The organism is Paenibacillus sacheonensis (genome assembly GCF_009909195.1).
GTDB classification, from domain to species: Bacteria; Bacillota; Bacilli; order Paenibacillales; family Paenibacillaceae; genus Paenibacillus_Z; species Paenibacillus_Z sacheonensis.
Window position 1 is genome coordinate 203168 of sequence record NZ_JAAAMU010000003.1, and the last position, 18606, is coordinate 221773.

An 18606-nucleotide genomic window follows, 5' to 3' on the forward strand; every position below is an offset into this window, starting at 1 on the left:
GTTTCTCCGGGCGGCTGGGCTTCGGAGTTCCGCCAAAGACGGCAACGCCGATTTACCCTGATTCGGAGGAGGGAACCGCATGCTTAATTATATCTCCTATCGCCTGCTGCAGCTGATCCCGCTGCTGGTCGCGATCAGCATTATCGTGTTCGTCATCATACAGCTGCCCCCGGGCGATTTTCTGACCAACTATATCCAGCAGCTGAAGCTGTCGGGCAATGACGTGTCGGAGAGCGCCATCTTGAATTTGAAGCAGGAATACGGCTTGGATAAATCGATGATCGTCCAGTACGTCTACTGGATCAAGGATATGGTGCTGCACGGCAATATGGGCCGTTCGTTCCAATTCAACATGCCGGTTGCCGATGTCATCTGGCCGCGGCTCGGGCTGACGGTGGCGATCTCGCTGATCTCGCTCGTCTTCGTATGGCTCGTCGCGATTCCGATCGGCATCTATTCGGCTACGCACCAATATTCGATTCTGGACTACGTATTCACGTTTATCGGGTTCATCGGCGTGGCGGTGCCGGGCTTCCTCATCGCGCTCGTGCTCGTCTATTTCATCTTCATCGAAACCGGCGTCTCGATCACGGGGCTGTTCTCGCCGGAATACGTCGATGCGCCGTGGACGCTGGCGAAGGTGCTGGATATGCTGCCCCGGATGATCCTGCCCGTCATCGTCATCGGGATGGCATCGGCCGCTTCGCTCATCCGCATCACGCGGGGCATGCTGCTCGACGAATTGTCGAAGCAGTACGTCATCACCGCGAGGGCCAAGGGAGTCTCGGAAGGCAGGCTGCTCTTCAAGTATCCCGTTCGGATGGCGATCAACCCGCTCATCAGTACGATCGGGTGGACGCTGCCGGCGCTCATATCGGGGGAGGTAATCGTCTCGATCGTGCTTAACCTGCAGACGACGGGGCCGATGCTGCTCAAGGCGCTGATGACGCAGGATATGTATCTATGCGGCAGCTTCATCCTGGTGACCAGCGTCATCACCGTGCTCGGAACGCTCTTGTCGGATATTCTGCTGGCGGCGATCGATCCGCGAATCCGCTTCGGGGGTGTCGGTGAATGAGCGGGCTAACGACGGTCATCAACCAACTGCGCCGGCCGCGGACCAGACGGAAGAAGAAGACCGATCAACCGAGCATGGAAGTCGCCTCGCAATGGCAGCTGATGTGGTGGAAGTTCAAGAAGCATAAGCTGGCGGTCATATCGGCGGTCGTTCTCATTCTCATGTACTTGATCGCGCTGTTCAGCGAGTTCGTATCGCCCAATCTGTCCGCTACGCGCTTCACCGCGTACAAGAACGCGCCGCCGCAGAAGATCCACTTCGTGGATGCGGAATCCGGGTTCCAGCTTCGCCCGTTCGTCTACGGCATGAAGGAGAAGATCGACGAGGAAACGTTCCTGCGGACCTTCAGCGAAGACAAGACGAAGAAATATCCGATTCAATTCTTCGCCAAAGGCGAGCCTTACAAGCTGTGGGGCGTCATCCCTTCGAGCATCCATCTGTTCGGCGTGAACAATCCCGACGGGGCTTTGTTCCTGATGGGGACGGACCAGCTCGGACATGATTTGTTCTCGCGCATCATCTACGGCGGGCGCATCTCTTTATCGTTCGGCCTCGTAGGGATCGTGCTGACGCTGTTTATCGGACTGCTGCTGGGCGGTGTTTCCGGCTACCTCGGCGGCGTCTCCGACACGATCATTCAGCGGATCATCGATTTCCTGATCTGCATCCCGACGATCCCGCTGTGGATGGCGCTATCGGCGGCGGTGCCGCGAGAATGGTCGGCGACCCAGATGTATTTCGGCCTGATCATCATCTTCTCGATCATCGGCTGGACCGGGCTTGCCCGCGTCGTGCGCGGCAAGATCCTATCGCTGCGCGAGGAAGACTTCACGATGGCGGCCCGTCTTGCGGGCGCGGGCGATCTGCGCATCATTCGGAAACACCTGCTCCCTTCCTTCGCCAGCTACATCATCGTCAACGTGACGCTGTCGATTCCCGCCACCATTCTTGGGGAAACGTCCTTGAGCTTCCTCGGCATCGGACTGCAGGCGCCTGCTGTATCATGGGGCGTGCTGCTGCAGGATGCGCAGAACCTGGAGACGCTCGCGCATCATCCGTGGCTGCTTTGGCCGGCTGCTTTCATCATGCTGACCGTGCTCATGTTCAATTTTCTCGGAGACGGGCTTCGGGATGCAGCAGATCCATACAAATAAGCGTACGCTTCCGAAGTCGTTTTGCTCCTATTTCGCTAGATTCCGGCAAAATATACGACAAAACTTTTAGGGGGAGTTCCCGTGTCGCAGCAAGAGAACGTCATATTGGAAATGAAGGACGTCAAGGTGCAGTTTCGATTGGATGAAGGGCTGCTGAAAGCCGTCGACGGCGTCGACCTGCGGATTAAACGCGGCAAGACGCTGGGCATCGTCGGCGAAAGCGGCTGCGGCAAAAGCGTGACTTCGCAGGCGCTGCTGCGCATCGTTCCGAAGCCGGGCGAGGTGCAGGGCGAGATCCGGCTGACCCGCAAGAAGAAGGACGGCTCGCTCGAGGTCGTCGATCTCGCTAAGCTCGATGCCCGGGGCAAAGAAATTCGGGATATCCGCGGCGCCGAGATCGCGATGATCTTCCAGGAACCGATGAAGGCGTTCTCCCCGATTCACACCATCGGCAATCAAATCATGGAGGCGATCCTGCTTCATACGACGGACGATCAAGACGAGGCCTACCGGATCGGCGTCGAGATCTTGAAGAAGGTCGGGATGTCGAACCCGGAGCAGCGGATGAGCGAGTATCCGCATCAGCTCTCCGGCGGAATGCGCCAACGGGCGATGATCGCGATGGCACTCTCCTGCAGCCCGTCCATTCTCATCGCCGACGAGCCGACGACGGCGCTGGACGTGACGGTGCAGGCCCAGGTGCTGCAGCTGATCAACGACTTGAAGTCGAGCCATGATACGTCCGTCATCTTCATTACGCATGATCTCGGCGTCATCGCGGAGATGTCCGACGACGTGGCCGTCATGTACTTGGGCAAGGTCGTCGAATACACCGACGTCGATACGCTCTTCCATCATCCGAAGCATCCGTATACGAAGGCGCTTCTCAACTCCATCCCTTCGGTGATGCGGGAGAGCAAGCGGCTCGAGTCGATCGAGGGAACGGTGCCGTTTCCGATGAATTTGCCGAAGGGCTGCGGCTTCTACACGCGCTGCAAGCTGGCGAAGGACGGCGTGTGCAACGTGGAAGACGTGCCGCTCGTCGAAGTGACGGCGGGTCATTCCGTCCGCTGTTTATTGGTGGATGAGGTCTAAATCCGAAGCGGAGGCTGAGCCATGACGCAACAGGAGTTCGTGTTGGACGTGCGATCGATGAAGAAGTATTTTCCGATCAAGCAGGGCTTCATGAAGAAAACCGTCGGCTTCGTGAGAGCCGTCGACGATGTCCATATTCAGATTCGGCCCGGCGAGACGCTCGGTCTGGTCGGGGAGTCGGGCTGCGGCAAGACGACGCTCGGGCGCTGCGTCCTGCGGGCGATCGAGCCGACCTCGGGCACCGCGTTATTCCAGGACCGGCAAGGTCAGGTCAAGGACGTCTTGAAGCTGAACAACCATGACCTGCGGGCGATTCGCCGCGATATGCAGCTGATCTTCCAAGACCCGTATTCCTCGCTCAATCCGCGGATGACGGTGCTCAACATTATCGCGGAGCCGCTGATCTGCAACGGCTTGGCCCGGGGTGAGGCGCTCAAGGAACGCGTCAAGGAACTGATGGAGATGGTCGGATTGAACAGCCGGCATCTCGAGCGTTATCCGCATGCGTTCAGCGGCGGGCAGCGCCAGCGGATCGGGATTGCGAGAGCGCTCGCGACGAATCCCAAATTCATCGTGTGCGACGAGGCGGTGTCGGCGCTCGACGTGTCCGTGCAGGCCCAAATCATTAATCTGCTGCAGGATTTGCAGGAGAAATTGCATCTCAGCTATCTGTTTATCTCGCATGATCTTGGCGTGATCCAGCATATCTCCAACCGGGTCGGCGTGATGTATGTCGGCAAGATGGTCGAAACGGCGGCGACGAAGGAATTGTTCCGCAATCCGCAGCACCCGTATACGGAAGCGCTGTTGTCCGCCAAGCCGGTGCCCGATCCGCGCAAGAAATCGAATCGGATCATTCTGGCCGGCGAGGTCGCCAATCCGGCGAATCCGCCTTCCGGCTGCTATTTCCATCCGCGTTGTCCGTATGCGCAGGACATCTGCAAGAGCCAAGCGCCCGAATGGAAGCAGGTCGGGGAAGGCCATTATTCAGCCTGCCATTTTGCTGGCGAGCTGCAGCTGCAGGGGGCGGTTGCCCAATGACGGCGATTGCGTTGATTCTGCTCGTCTTCATGGCGTGCCTGACGCTGATCATGGTCGCTTCCATCTGGTATATGCGCCTCATGCTCGACAAGATATTCGGAGAGAAGCACCGCGATCTCGAGCACATCGCGTCGACCGGCATGATCCCGGAGCGCTGGTCGCTGAAGCATGCCAAGAAGATGATCCGCCTCTATGAGAAGGGCGACGACAGGGCGCTCCGCAGCGCGCGGCGGGCGGCTGCCCGCAGCTACTTGAGGAAGCTCCGCCGATTATCGGCTTATGTAAAGAAAACCAATCTCGTCGAGAACGAGGAGACGCGCCAGTCCATGCTGCGCAATCTTCGGCAAGCTGCTCGCGAGTGGAGCGAAGAGGTGCAGAATGGATCCATTGCTGCAGGAGCATAGAAGACAGACCGCAGCCGGATTTCTATCCGTTGCCCTGACCGTCGTTCTCTCGTTCATCGGCATCTTCGATTGGCTGTCGATGCGCGGGGTGGTCATCGATCTGCTGTCGTATTACGGGGTAGATCCGTATGCGTGGCAGGCCGTCGAATACGGAACGTTCATCGTGCTCGGGATCGTCTGGCTCGCGTTCGTGTATTATTGCCAGCATTTCTTGAAGATGCGGGCGCTCGCGGGCAAGCTGTGGGTGTCGTTCACGAAGCTGTTCGCCATCCAGTTGGCGGTATTGTTCGGGTGCGAGCTGATCGTGTTCGCCATCGACGAGAAGAAGAACCTGACGGAAGCCTGGCTCCTGGCCGCCGCGGAAGGCATCTGCGCGCTGGCGCTGTTCCTGGTATCCATCGCTCTTGCGAAGAGGGCGGTTCCCTCAGACCAATGAGCCGTTAGGAACCAAGCTTAGGCAAGGGGGGAAGATCATGCTCGTCGCGGAAAGGTACCAGTACATTCTAAGGTTGGTAAACGAGAAAGGCAGTATCCGCGTTGCCGAGCTTAGTCAATTGTGCAAGGTGACGGAGGAAACGATTCGCCGCGATCTGGACCGGCTGGAAGGCGAGGGCCGCCTGCTTCGCAGTTATGGCGGCGCGATCCGCATCGGGCCGCAGACGGAAACCCCTTATTTGCTCCGCGAGACGGTTCATGTCGCGGAGAAGAAGTATATCTCCACGGAAGCCGCGGCGTACGTCGAACCCAACGAGCGGATCGTGCTGGATGCAAGCACGACGGCCTGGCATCTGGCCTCGCAGCTGCCCGACATCCCGCTGACGGTAGTGACGAATTCGCTGAAGGTCGCGTTCGTGCTCAGCGAGAAGAAGAATGTCGTCGTCATCAGCACCGGCGGCACGCTCGTTCCGAACTCGCTGTCCTTCGTCGGCCCCTTGGCGGAGCAGTCGCTGGAAGAGTATTACGTGGACAAAGCGTTCATATCCTGCAAGGGCGTTCATATGGAACGCGGGATCTCCGAGTCCAACGAGCTGCAGGCCAGGGTGAAACGGAAGATGGTCGGGATGGCGGAGCATGTTTACTTGCTGGCCGACTACAGCAAGTTCAATACGCAGGCCTTTACGACGATTACCGGCTGGGAACGGATCGACCACCTCATCACGGATGCGCATACGCCGGCCGAATACGTGCAGCAGCTGCGGCGCCGGTCCATCAACGTCATTCAGCTGTCGGAGTGAAGGAGCGTGGGTCATGGAACGTAATGCCGGATTGGACCTCATCCGGAGCAGCGCAATTCTGCTCGTCTTGTTCTGCCATGGGCTCGGTTTCTTCTTCATGCCGTACCATGATTTCAATCCGCTCAACTACGTGACGGGGTACTTGGGCGTGGAATTGTTTTTCGTCCTGAGCGGTTTTCTGATCGGCCGCATCTTGCTGCAGGAAGTCGTGGAGCGAGGGTCCCTGGCCCGGCTGGGCACCTTCTACGTGCGCCGCTGGTTCCGAACGCTGCCGCTCTATTTGCTCGCGGTCGCGACGACCTACTTGTTCTTCAACCGCCATATGAATCCGACGAACCTGTTCTTCCTGCAAAATTTCGACGAGGGTCATCTGTCCTTCCTGCCGATCTCCTGGAGTCTGTCGATCGAGGAGTGGTTCTACCTGCTGATTCCGGTTCCGCTGCTGCTGGCAGGCAAATTCCGCCATAAACCTGCGGCTTTCTTCGCGATCTCGGCGCTGCTCATCCTGTTTTTCCCCGTTCTGAGGATGATCGAAGTTCATCACAATCAGCCGTTGTGGGATTACGGGGTTCGCAAGCAAATCCCGCTGCGTCTCGACAGTCTCGTGTTCGGCGTCCTGCTTGCAGGGGTCAAGACGTACCATGCGGCATTGTACCGAAAATACCTGGCCGGCAAATGGGCCTTGCCGATCGGGGTCTTAGGGCTCGCTTATTTCGGCGGGTATTTGGTTTATAATGGGATTGCGGAGCAAACGATGGATCATTCCTGGTTCGGCCGGACGCTGCTGTTCAGCGTGGTATCGCTCCTGATCGCCCTGCTGATCGCGGCAGCCGAAACCCATATTCCGCGCATGGAGCGGCTGCCGAATTTGCGCGGCTTCATCGGGTTCGTCAGCGCGCAGAGTTATGGCTACTACTTGTTCCATTGGAATCTGTTCGTCTGGTTCAGCAAGGAAAATACGACCGCAAGCGTCGCTCACAGCTTGTATTTGCTTCTATTCGCGCTCATTGTGCTGATCGCGTTTACGTTCGTCGTCCATCGTTATTTCGAGGTGCCGATCATGAAATTACGGGATCTCCTCACGAAGAAATCAAAGCGTCCCGCGGCGCATGCACCGGCCGCTCGGGGCAATGAACCGCTTAAGCTCGATTGATCCGTTAGACTTGATTGACGTATGAGATTGGATTGACGTATTTCACGAGAATGGATTGACGTACCGGGGATGAAGGAGGAGAACAGACCATGACCGCGCATGTGAAACCGCTGATCGCAGCCGCCGAAATCGAAAGCGCGATCGGCCATCACCTCGGAGAAGGCGCGGCTGCGATAACGCCCGTGAGCGGCGGGAATTTGAGCAGCGTCTTCTCGTTCGAGCTGCAAGGCAAGGAATATATCATTAAGTTCAGCGAGCTGGAGCACGCGTACGAGACGGAAGCGTACGTCTCGGAGCTGCTCCGGAAGCATGGCATTCCTTTCCCGAGATGCGTGGGGCAAGGGAAGTCGGGCATCCGGGCATATTCGATCCTGGAGAGAATACCCGGCCATAATCTCGTCGACTGCACCGCAACGGAGCAAGCCGACCAGCTTCCGGAGCTCATCGGCATGCTGACCGCGATGAACCGTATCGAACTGGGAGAGACCGGCGGCTATGGCTGGATCAAGCCTGACGGGATGGGAACCTATCCGACGTGGAAGGCCTATGTCGAAGCATTCTTCTCCGAAGAGCAGACCGGCTTCTGGGAGGGATGGCTCGAGATCCCCGCCTTGGAGAAGGACGTGGCCGCGGAGTGTTATGAACGGCTGCTGGCCTACGCGGCCTTCAATGAACCGCATCGGCATTTCGTCCATGGCGACGTGTCCCCTTGGAATATTCTATCGGACGGCCGGCGGATCACCGGGATCATCGACGGCAACTTCGCCTATGGCGATTTTCTCGTCGACCTGGCCACCTTGAAGCTCATGTCGGGGGAATTGGATGTCGTGCAAGCCTACAGGGAGCACAACGAGCGATTGGGCATTTACATACCGGACTTCAATGAGCGGATGATCGGCGCCTGCTATTTCAAGGGATTGGACGGACTCCGATTCTTCGCGAAGATGGGCTGGGACGATGCCTACCGGAATATGAGGAAATTTCTATTCTCGTTAGCGAACTGAACCGAGGCGGGCGAATCCGCGAGCAGCGTGGCAGAAGCTCCAAAAAAAGCATGAATTCCCTGTTGCATAACGAACGCGTGTTCTGGTTATAATAAGATCATACGTTCGTATCGGAGGGGATGCACATGTCAATCGACCGGTATATCGACTGCCTTGTAACCATCGTATATATGGACCGTCATCGGCGGATCACGCAGCGAGACATTACGATCAAAGCGGTGAGAGACGGGTATGTAAAGGCGCACTGCCTAAAGTCGAAGGGGCCGCGAATCTTCGCGGTCGACAATATATTGGCCTATCAGCCCGTGAGCGCGAAGTCAGGCAGGTACCGGGCCTGACTTTAACCGATATGCGGATCCCCTGCCATCCGGCTATGGGGATTTTTTGCTGTTTCCGATCTGCGCGAACCGTGCGGCATCCGAGCCATGCCGGTTAATGAGAGAACTGCAACCTCGAGACGATTACCTGCTGTTAAGAACCATGCGCATCCGTTACAATAAAATGGCAAACGGCTCTCTTGGCCTCAATGAATGTAAACGCTTACGGTTGCTCGGCGAAACGAATCAAGGATTCAGGTTTTCACTATCCGAGAAGGGAGCGCCAATGAAAGCAGTGGTCAATTATTCGTCCGGCAGCGGGAGCGCCGAGGTGCGGGACGTCCGGATTCCGTCGGACTCGCGCCGAGGGCGAGGGAAGTGCTGATCCACGGAGCGGGACGCGAACCGGATGGAGGTCGCCAAGCGATCCGGCGCCGGTCGGCTTCTCGCTGGATCCGCTCATTCAGAAGGCAGCCAGGCTTCAAGGATCTTTCAGCCATAATTATCCGATGTGGGAGAAGGTGCACCCTCATGGGCAGCCGCTTGATCGATCCGCTGCCGATGGCGCGCAGCTACGGCATCGGCGGCTGGAAGCAGGCATTCGACGAGATGGATGCCTTGCAGCACGCAAAATCGATTATATTGCCAAACGCGTAGACGAGAACGAGGAGGAGAGATCCGAATGGAGCCAATCGTGCAAATTTCGTTGGATTTGACGACGATCGAGGAAGCGCTCGACATGGCGGCGATCGCCGTGGAAGCAGGCATCGACTGGATCGAGGCGGGCACGCCGCTATTGTTGGGAGAAGGACTGCATGCCGTGGCCGCGCTTCGCAAGGCGTTCCCCGACCATCCGATCGTCGCCGACTTGAAGACGATGGACGGCGGGTATCTGGAAGCGGAGATGATGGCCAAGGCCGGCGCGACGCATGTCGTCGTCATGGGCGTCGCCCATCCGGCGACGATTCGCGCCGTGGTCCGGGCGGCCCGGGATTACGGCATCCAGGTCATGGGAGACATCATGGCCGCTCCGGATCCGGTCGCATGCGCCCGGATGCTGGAGCGGAACGGGGTCGATTATATTCTCGTCCACACGTCCTTCGACGAGCGGGGAGAAGATCCCGCACGCAGTCCGTATGATCACTTGGAAGCCGTCGTGAAGGCGGTCTCCATCCCCGTCCAGGCCGTCGGCGGGCTATCCGTCGAGCAGGCCGCGGAGATGCCGAAACTCGGCGCGCCGCTCGTCGTCGTCGGCGCGCCGCTCGTCATCGACCGTCAGGAGTTCCGTCCCAGCAAGGATCGCGACGAGCTGAAGCGCATCCTGGAGCAGCTCGTGGCGAAGGTGAAGAACCATGCCGCGACCTAATCTGCAAGACGCGCGGGTGGCCGTGTTCCCGAAGGGGCTTATGGATGAATTGACGAACGGGACGATTACGATATTCGACTGGATCGAGATGGCCGCGTCGCTCGGGGTGGACGGACTCGAGCTGTACCCGACCTTCCTCCAGGCCGGCGGCGACGAGTATTTGCACAGCGTGAAGGCAGCCGCGGAAGCGCACGGACTCGCCATCCCGATGATGTGCTCGTCGCCCGACTTCACGAATCCCGACGAGAACGAGTGGGAACGTGAGGCGCGGCGCATGGAGCGGATGATCGACGTTATGGCGCTGCTCGGCCCCGAGGAATTCCGCAGCGTTCGCGTCTTGTCGGGGCAGAACCGCCCCGGCCTCTCCCGGGAGGACGGCATCGCATGGACGATCGCCGGCATTCGCCGGCTGCTTCCGTATGCGGAGGAGCGCGGCGTTCACTTGGTCATGGAGAACCATTACAAGGACGGCTATTGGATCTACCCGGAGTTCGCGCAGTCGTCCGAGCTCTTCCTGGCTATCGTCGGGGAGATCGACTCGCCGTGGTTCGGCGTGAATTTCGATCCGTCGAACGCGCTGCTCGCGGGCGAAGATCCGCTGGACGTAATGGAGCGCGTGAAGGACCGCATCCTGACGATGCACGCGAGCGATCGATACTTGAAGCCGGGCTATACGCTGGACGACCTGCGCGAGTATTCGCTGCAAGGCTATTCCGAAGCGCTGGCGCACGGCGTCATCGGGGAAGGACTGAACGACTACGACGCGATCTTCGCGAATTTGCGGGAGATCGGGTTTCACCGATGGATTTCCATCGAAGACGGCGTTAACGGGCTGGACGAGATGCGGCAATCGGCCGTGTTTCTACGATCAAAGCTAGCGGAATGGGCCGCGAAGACGAAGGAGTGAATGACATGGGGCACAGGCTGGCCGGCAAAACGATCGTCATAACGGGAGTGGGGGAGACAGCCGGAATCGCCGCTGCGATCACAATTTTAAGACAGCTTTTTTCGATTTTCGGCCAGGATGGATGAAAGCGATTACGGGATGTTCGGTTCAGTGCTACACTGCTGATAAGAACAGGCTGAAGATCGAGGAGTGACGGTACAGTGAGAACCATCGAAGTGCTGGAAAACAAGCTTCATATCGTCTACGAGGTGGGCGATTACGACGAGCTGCGCTTGATGCATTTTTCCCGGCTGCCTTATCGCGCGGAAGACGTGGACGCGTCTTGCAAGTGGCGGTTCAGAGCGATGGAGGTCCATGCGACGGGCGAGAACCAAGGGGATCATCACGGACCGAAGCATACGGGTTCGAATCCCGGAGAACGGATGAAATACCTCTCGCATGCGGATACGCGCAACGAACGGGGAAGGAAGCTGGCGATCGAGCTGGGGGAAGCGCGCACGGGACTGCGGGCGACGATGCATCTGCAGTTCTACGACGGCGTATCGGTCGTTCGTTCGTGGACGGAGCTGCGCAATGAATCGGACGCGCCGATTCCGCTCGAATACGTCACCTCGTTCGCGCTCACCGGGCTCGGGAAGGAGGGGCTGGCCCCGTGGGAGCGGAAGCTGCGGCTCTCGATTCCGCACAGTACGTGGTGCGGCGAAGCGCAGTGGCGGACGCATACGCTGCCGGAGCTGGGTTTCCAGAACGTCAACGATTACATGATGAAACGCATCTCGCTGACCTCGACGGGGACATGGTCGACCGCCGAGCATTTGCCGATGGGCTATCTGCATAACGACGAATCCGGCATCGGTTTGCTCTGGCAGATCGAGCATCACGGCTCCTGGCACTGGGAAATCGGCAATATCAACGATCAGCTGTATCTGCATCTGAGCGGGCCGACATGGACGGAGAGCCACTGGCTCAAGCAATTGCGGCCGGGCGAAACGTTCGTGTCCGTGAAGGCGGCGATCGGCAGCGCGCCGGGCTTCGATGCCGCGGTCGGCGAGATGACGAACTACCGGCGGGCGATTCGCAGGCCGAACGAGGACAATAGGCGGCTTCCCGTCATCTACAACAACTACATGAACGGAATCAGCGGCGACCCGCGCGAGGATACGCTCCTTCCTTGCATCGATGCGGCTGCGGCCGTCGGCTGCGAATATTACGTCGTCGACTGCGGCTGGTATTCCGACGGCAACTGGTGGTTCGAGGTTGGCGACTGGCAGCCGTCCGCCAAGCGCTTCCCGAACGGCATCGGGGCGGTCATGGACTATATTCATGCCAAAGGGATGGTGCCCGGCTTATGGCTCGAGCTCGAGGTGATGGGCATCGACAGCGAGACCGCGAAGCGGGTGCCGGACGACTGGTTCTTCTGCCGGAACGGCAAGCGCATCATCGCCCACAGCCGCTACCAGCTCGATTATCGGAATCCCGAGGTCATCGCCTACGTGACCGAAGTCGTGGATCGGCTCGTCCTGCAGTACAGGGTCGGCTATATCAAAATGGACTATAACATCAATGCCGGCGTCGGCACGGATATCGGCGCGGACAGCCCGGGCGACGGCTTGCTCGAACACAACCGCGCTTACTTGGGCTGGCTGGACGGGATCTTCGCCAAGTATCCGTCGCTCGTGATCGAGAACTGCAGCAGCGGCGGCATGCGCTGCGATTATTCCCTGCTGGAGCGGCACAGCATCTATTCCGCCAGCGATCAGGCCGAGTACCGCAAGAACGCCGTCATCGCGGCGGCGAGCGCTTCCGCCGTTACGCCCGAGCAGCTCGCCGTTTGGTCGTATCCGAACCGGAAGAGCGACGAAGAAGCGGTCATCATGAACATGGCGAGCGCGCTCCTGCTGCGCGTTCATCAGAGCGGGGAGCTCGAGGCGCTGGCGCCGGAGATGACGGCGCTCGTCCGCGAGGGCATCGCGTATTACAAGTCGATCCGCGACCGGATTCCGGTCTCGCTGCCGATCTGGCCGACGGGAATGCCCAGTCTCGACAGCCGCTGGACCAGCTTCGGCCTAGTGGACCCGGCCGGCGATCGGATCTTCCTCGTTGCCTGGCGGTTCGAGAGCCCCGACGAGACGCTCGAGATTCCGCTGCCCGCCTGGCGCGGACGGCAGGCCGCCGCGACGATGAGCTATCCGCGCGAGCGAGCGGGCGACTGCCGCTGGAACGCGGAAGCGGGGACGTTGTCCGTACGGCTCCCTGCGATGAACGCGGCGCGGGCGTTCGAGGTCAAGCTGAACGAGGAATCGCGATAGCGCCGGCATTCCGCCGTGCGAATCCATGGAGCCGCCCTATGCGAGGGGCGGCTTTTCCGATGAGGCGAATATTGCGACTCCTGATCCGTGGAAGTTTTATAGTATAGTAATAGGCAGACGAATTTTACTATACAGCCAAAGGAGCTTACGCATGCTGCTAGAAGTGATCGCGCTGACGCCCGAGGATGCGAGGGTCGCGGCCAAGCACGGCGCAGACCGGATCGAGTTCGTGTCGGCCATCGAGGAAGGCGGGCTTACGCCCGCGTTAACGTTTATTGAAGAGACGGCGGCGGAATGCGCCATCCCCGTGCACGTCATGATTCGTCCTCACGGCAGGTCGTTTCTCTACTCGGAGGCGGACTTGGAGCGGATGATCCGCGATATGTCCGCGCTTGGCAAGGCCGGAGCGGGTGCGTTCGTGCTCGGGACGTTGACGCCAGTGGGGACGGTCGACGAGGAGAAGCTGAAGCGGCTGCTGGATGCGGCGGGCGATATTCCCGTCACGTTCCACCGGGCGTTCGACGAAGCCCGGAATCTGGAGGAAGCGTTCGGGACGCTGGTGCGTTATCCGCAGATTCGAACAATATTGACGTCCGGCGGCAAGCCGAGCGTATTGGATGCCGCGGAGGAAATAGCCCGGCTGGTGCGGCTGAGCAGCGGAACGACGATTGAAATCATGGCGGGGAGCGGCTTGACGCCGGCGTCATTGGCCGGCTTCGTGGACGCGACGGGAGTCCGCGCCGTGCATTTCGGCTCGGGCGTTCGTCAGGACGGCGCGCAGACGGCGCCGCTGGATTCCGTTCGGCTGGCGGCCGTTCGCGCTGTGCTTGGCGGGCGAGAGCGAGGCCGGGACGCTTAGATCCGATGGCGTAAACGCATGACGAACAACGAAGCGAGTAAAGAGTAAGCAAGTAAAGAGTAAGCGAGTAAAGAGTAAGCAAGCAGCGGTGTTATTCCCTTTCCGAGCATGCTAGTTGGGTTCGTTCGACAGAGCCCCGCAGGCCAGCCATGGATCGGCGGGTGCGCCGTTTTTGCCGTGCTTGCTCAACTGTCGGAGGGACGGCCCGCATCGGCGGGGATGGTGCCCAACCTAAACGTTCGCTCGCGCACGAATACGATAATTATCAGCCTCCGAATGGGCGTTACCCCCTGTTATCCGGCTCGCCAACCACTTCATCTCATGCCCAGTTTACCGTGTAGCCAACCACTACATCTCGTGCCCAGTTTACCGTGTAGCCAACCACTACATCTCGTGCCCAGTTTACCGTGTAGCCAACCACTTCATCTCATCCCAAGTTTACCGTGTAGCCAACCACTACATCTCGTGCCCAGTTTACCGTGTAGCCAACCACTTCATCTCATGCCCAGTTTACCGTGTAGGCAACCACTACATCTCGCGCCCAGTTTACCGTGTAGCCAGCCACTTCATCTCATGCCAAGTTTACCTCCTCACCAACCGCTTCATCTCATCCCAAGTCTACCGTCTCACCGCCATTCCGCGCACGCAGGAGATGATTTGTGTATTTAGTACAACAATTTCAGCTCAAAATCCCGCATTCTCTTGATTTGTTGTACGAACTGCAACAATTTTAAGCCGAGAGCGGCATTTGGCTTGATTTTCGGCGAGATTGTTGCAGAATCTGCAACAAATGCTCTTTGAACGCCACTATTGGGTCAGTAATGTTGTACAATGTGCAAATTTCACCGTACGGCGCGCGCGGCCCCTCGACCAATCAAGCGACCTATTCAACCGCAAAGCGCTCGCAAGTTTAATGCTTGCGGGTGCAGCCGCCCGAATCAAGCGTCTCATTCGGCCGCGAAGGCAGGCTTGCATCCGTCCATTCCTTCAACCGACGCACTGCCAACCGTGTCCGCGGCAGCGCGGTTTGCGCCGCTCACTTCTCTATTTTCGCCCCGACGGCCGCTGCGAAAATCGCATAGTGCCTGCAATTGGAAGGAAAAAGGAGAACTGGCCGAAAAAATCCCGTTGAGTACGCCCGATTCCGCATTTATCCTAAGTCTACTCAAGCTTATGGAAGGAGTGGAGAAATGGGTGTATTCGCAGTAGAAGGAAGCGCATTCATCTATGACGGGGAGCCGGTTCGGCTGCTCTCGGGCGCCATGCATTATTTTCGAATCGTACCCGAGTTATGGCGGGACCGGCTGCTGAAGCTGAAGGCATGCGGCTTGAATACGGTGGAAACGTACGTGGCTTGGAACGTTCATGAGCCGAATGAAGACGAGTTCCGCTTCGAGGGCATGGCTGACGTATGCGCCTATATCGCGCTTGCGGGCAGTCTCGGCCTGCATGTCATCGTTCGTCCGAGCCCGTATATATGCGCGGAGTTTGAATTCGGCGGATTGCCTGCGTGGCTGCTGGCCGATTCCGATATGCAGCTGAGATGCAGCCATCCGGCTTTCCTGCGAAAGGTCGATGCTTACTACGACGAGCTGCTCCCGCGATTGAAGCCGCTGCTCTGCACGAACGGGGGGCCGATTATCGCGGTGCAGATCGAGAACGAATACGGCAGCTACGGCAATGACGCGCGCTACCTCGAATATCTGCGGCAGGCGCTGCTTGTCCGGGGCATCGACGTACCGCTGTTCACCTCGGATGGTCCGACCGATGCGCTGCTGCAGGGCGGGTCGGTACCCGGCGTGCTGGCGACGGTCAACTTCGGCTCCAACCCGGGTTCGTCCTTCGACAAGCTGAAGGAGTACCGGCCGAACGCGCCGCTGATGTGCATGGAGTATTGGAACGGCTGGTTCGACCATTGGGGCAAACCGCATCATACGCGCGGCGCGGCAGAGGTCGCGGCCGTGCTGGAAGAGATGCTGTCGGCAGGCGCTTCGGTCAACTTCTATCTGTTCCATGGGGGCACGAACTTCGGGTTCGGAAGCGGAGCGAACTGCCAGGAGCCGAATCTCTACGAGCCGACGATTACCAGTTATGACTATGACGCGCTGCTGGATGAGTCGGGCGAACCGACGGACAAGTATTTCGCGGTACGCGAGGTGATCGCCCGCTATTCGAACGTTGAACCGCTGCCGCTTCCCCCTGCCGCAGACAGGCAAGCTTACGGCCGGGTCGAGCTGTCGGAGCAGGCAGACCTGTTCGAGCAATTGGACGTCTTGTCCGCGCCAATCCGGTCGGTCGCGCCGATGCCGATGGAGAAGCTCGGCCAGAACTACGGCTATATTTTGTACACGACGCGGGTTTCCGGGCCAAGGCCGGAAGAGCGGCTGTTCGTGCAGGAAGTCCGGGACAGGGCGCTGGTCTTCGTCGACGGGGCGTATCAAGGCGTCATCGAGCGGGCGCCGACGATGCAGTCGCTGCCGATTGCCATTCCGGCAGAGGGCGCGAGGCTGGATATCCTCGTCGAGAACATGGGCAGGATCAACTACGGACCGTATCTGAAGGACGCGAAGGGCATCACGGAAGGCGTTCGTCTCGGATTCCAATTTCTCTTCGATTGGACGATCCGGCCGCTGCCGCTGGCGGATTTGTCGGGACTGCACTATGCCCGCGGCCGTTCGGCCGACCGTTCTTCCGATCGTTCTATCGTCTATTCTGCGAACCTCTCTACCGGCCGTCCTGCCGATTCTTCTATCGTTCTTTCTGCCGGCCTTCCTACCAATCTAACAGCAGCACTCTCTGCCGCCCATCCCGACAGCCGCACCGCCGGCCTTCCAGCGGCAACGGAAGAGCCCCGCTTTTATAAAGGGACCTTCCAAACCGCCTCGTGCGCGGATACGTTCCTGGATATGCAGGGCTGGACGAAAGGCGTCGTCTTCGTCAACGGCTTCCATCTCGGCCGTTACTGGAACAAGGGGCCGCAGCGAACCTTGTACGTGCCCGCTCCTCTCCTACGGAAGGGCGGCAATGAAATCGTCATTTTCGAGCTCCACCACACGCGGGAAGCGGCGGTTGTTTTCACGGATCGCCCGATGCTCGGCCAGCCTTATGAATGATCGCACCTAACACACACAAATAAACACACGATGAGCGGCTGAACAGCCGCCTGCCAGGAGGAACTAACCATGAGCGAGAACGCAGTCGAAGCACAAAACGGCCATACAGAAGAAGTCGAGAACGGCATCCATAATTACAGCGGCGAATCGGAATGGGTACGGCCGGATAACCCGGTGACGCTGGAGCGGCTGGAATGGTTCCGGGACCAGAAGCTGGGCCTGATGATGCACTGGGGACCTTATTCGCAGATCGGCATGGTCGAATCATGGACGCTGAGCGACGAGGACAGCGATTGGGCCAGAAACGACGTCGACTGGACGAATGATTATGAAGAAATGAAACGGGAATATTTCGCCCTGAACAAAACGTTCAATCCGATCCGCTTCGAGCCCGGTAAATGGGCGGAGGCGGCTGCGGACGGCGGCTTCAAATATTTGATCTTCACGACCAAGCACCATGACGGCTTCTGCATGTGGGATACGCACACGACCGATTACCGCATCACCGGCAGCGATACGCCGTTCCATGCGCATCGCTATGCCGACGTATGCAAGCAGGTGTTCGATTCGTTTCGCGATAAAGGACTTGCCATCGCCGCTTATTTCTCCAAGGCGGATTGGCACACGCCGTCTTATTGGGCGCCGGGCATGGAGAGAGGCCGCCATATGTGGCGCGGGCCTTCTTATGACCCGCAGGAGCATCCGCATCTATGGGAGAAATTCGTATCGTTCACGCACGAGCAGATCATGGAGCTGATGACGCGCTACGGCCGCATCGATATCTTGTGGCTGGATGCCGGCTGGGTGAGAGAGGGCGGCAGAGTCAGTCAGGATATTCGCCTTGGCGAACTGGTGGAGCGAGCTCGCCAAACGCAGCCTTGGCTCCTGTCGGCCGACCGCACCGTGGGCGGAGCGTACGAGAACTACGTCACGCCGGAGCAGACGATTCCGGACCGGCCGCTGAACGTGCCTTGGGAGAGCTGCATCACGATCGGAACCTCGTTCTCGTTCGGATTCGAGGACAAGTACAAGTCCGCCCGCCGTTTGGTTCATATCCTGATGGAAGTCGTCGCGAAGGGCGGCAATCTGGCGCTGAACGTCGGACCGCAGCCGGATGGCCGGTTGCCGAAGGGCGCCCTCAGAAGCATGAAGGAACTCGGCGCTTGGATGAAGGCGTACGGGGAAGCGGTATACGGCACCCGTATCTGCGCGCCGTACTTCACGAGCGGCTGTGCGTTCACGCGCAAGGGCGACATCGTATACTGCACCTACTTGTACGCGAGCGAGGATGCGCAAGTATCGGAATTCCTGACGGTGCCGTATACCGAAGCGGCGTCGAGCGTCGAGCTCGTCGGCACGGACGAAGCAGTCTCGTACACGCAGGACGGCAGCGGACTTACGCTGCGGCTTCCGGCGAGCCAATTAAGCGGAGGTACGCCGATTGCGCATGTATTCCGCATTCAATCCTAAGGCGGCGCCATGGCGGGTGCGGCAGAAATGGCAGAATTTGAGAATTTCGCTTGCCGACCGCGATGGTAGAATTGCTCCGCCCTATCGTGTAGAATAAACTT

At 59.0% G+C, this 18606-nt stretch carries 17 protein-coding genes; all 17 read left to right on the plus strand.

Annotation, left to right across the window (positions count from 1 at the left end):
• The first annotated feature begins 79 nt into the window (after positions 1–79).
• The 17 genes from GT003_RS06510 to GT003_RS06590 all read left to right on the plus strand — a co-directional run bounded on the left by GT003_RS06510 (position 80) and on the right by GT003_RS06590 (position 18505).
• On the plus strand, positions 80–1078 hold the full coding sequence (locus GT003_RS06510; protein ID WP_161695662.1) for an ABC transporter permease: 999 nt from the start codon (positions 80–82) through the stop codon (positions 1076–1078).
• Positions 1075–2232 carry an ABC transporter permease gene (locus tag GT003_RS06515; RefSeq protein WP_161695664.1) on the plus strand — a complete coding sequence of 386 codons (1158 nt, stop codon included), beginning with the start codon at positions 1075–1077 and terminating at the stop codon, positions 2230–2232. The genes GT003_RS06510 and GT003_RS06515 overlap by 4 nt, the downstream gene beginning before the upstream one ends.
• An 81-nt stretch (positions 2233–2313) precedes the next feature.
• Positions 2314–3327, plus strand: a complete 1014-nt coding sequence (locus GT003_RS06520; RefSeq protein ID WP_338045939.1) for an ABC transporter ATP-binding protein — start codon at positions 2314–2316, stop codon at positions 3325–3327.
• A gap of 21 nt (positions 3328–3348) precedes the next feature.
• Complete coding sequence (locus GT003_RS06525; RefSeq protein ID WP_161695666.1) at positions 3349–4368, plus strand: ABC transporter ATP-binding protein; 1020 nt, start codon at positions 3349–3351, stop codon at positions 4366–4368.
• Positions 4365–4772 carry a hypothetical protein gene (locus tag GT003_RS06530; RefSeq protein WP_161695668.1) on the plus strand — a complete coding sequence of 136 codons (408 nt, stop codon included), beginning with the start codon at positions 4365–4367 and terminating at the stop codon, positions 4770–4772. The genes GT003_RS06525 and GT003_RS06530 overlap by 4 nt, the downstream gene beginning before the upstream one ends.
• Complete coding sequence (locus tag GT003_RS06535; RefSeq protein ID WP_161695670.1) at positions 4747–5208, plus strand: hypothetical protein; 462 nt, start codon at positions 4747–4749, stop codon at positions 5206–5208. The genes GT003_RS06530 and GT003_RS06535 overlap by 26 nt, the downstream gene beginning before the upstream one ends.
• Positions 5209–5245: 37 nt before the next feature.
• Positions 5246–6007: a DeoR/GlpR family DNA-binding transcription regulator gene (locus GT003_RS06540; protein ID WP_161695672.1), complete on the plus strand. Its 762-nt coding sequence runs from the start codon at positions 5246–5248 to the stop codon at positions 6005–6007.
• A 13-nt stretch (positions 6008–6020) separates the two neighbouring features.
• The gene (locus GT003_RS06545; RefSeq protein ID WP_161695674.1) at positions 6021–7160 is read left to right on the plus strand and encodes an acyltransferase family protein; all 1140 of its coding nucleotides are present in this window, start codon (positions 6021–6023) and stop codon (positions 7158–7160) included.
• Positions 7161–7249: 89 nt separating this feature from the next.
• The gene (locus GT003_RS06550; RefSeq protein ID WP_161695676.1) at positions 7250–8164 is read left to right on the plus strand and encodes a phosphotransferase family protein; all 915 of its coding nucleotides are present in this window, start codon (positions 7250–7252) and stop codon (positions 8162–8164) included.
• Between the two features lie 125 nt (positions 8165–8289).
• Positions 8290–8502: a hypothetical protein gene (locus tag GT003_RS06555; RefSeq protein WP_161695678.1), complete on the plus strand. Its 213-nt coding sequence runs from the start codon at positions 8290–8292 to the stop codon at positions 8500–8502.
• 510 nt (positions 8503–9012) lie between these two features.
• Entirely contained in the window at positions 9013–9138 is a 126-nt protein-coding gene (locus tag GT003_RS32830; protein WP_275589159.1) for a hypothetical protein, read from the plus strand.
• A 25-nt stretch (positions 9139–9163) separates the two neighbouring features.
• On the plus strand, positions 9164–9847 hold the full coding sequence (locus GT003_RS06560) for an orotidine 5'-phosphate decarboxylase / HUMPS family protein (protein WP_161695680.1): 684 nt from the start codon (positions 9164–9166) through the stop codon (positions 9845–9847).
• Positions 9834–10754, plus strand: coding sequence for a sugar phosphate isomerase/epimerase family protein (locus GT003_RS06565; protein ID WP_161695682.1), 921 nt, complete (start codon positions 9834–9836; stop codon positions 10752–10754). The genes GT003_RS06560 and GT003_RS06565 overlap by 14 nt, the downstream gene beginning before the upstream one ends.
• A 200-nt stretch (positions 10755–10954) precedes the next feature.
• A complete protein-coding gene (locus tag GT003_RS06570) occupies positions 10955–13063 on the plus strand; it encodes an alpha-galactosidase (protein WP_161695684.1) in 2109 nt (702 codons plus the stop codon).
• A gap of 151 nt (positions 13064–13214) precedes the next feature.
• A complete protein-coding gene (locus GT003_RS06575; protein WP_161695686.1) occupies positions 13215–13922 on the plus strand; it encodes a copper homeostasis protein CutC in 708 nt (235 codons plus the stop codon).
• A 1190-nt stretch (positions 13923–15112) separates the two neighbouring features.
• Entirely contained in the window at positions 15113–17035 is a 1923-nt protein-coding gene (locus GT003_RS06580; protein WP_239565857.1) for a glycoside hydrolase family 35 protein, read from the plus strand.
• A gap of 69 nt (positions 17036–17104) precedes the next feature.
• Entirely contained in the window at positions 17105–18505 is a 1401-nt protein-coding gene (locus GT003_RS06590; RefSeq protein ID WP_161695688.1) for an alpha-L-fucosidase, read from the plus strand.
• The last annotated feature ends 101 nt before the right edge of the window (positions 18506–18606 follow it).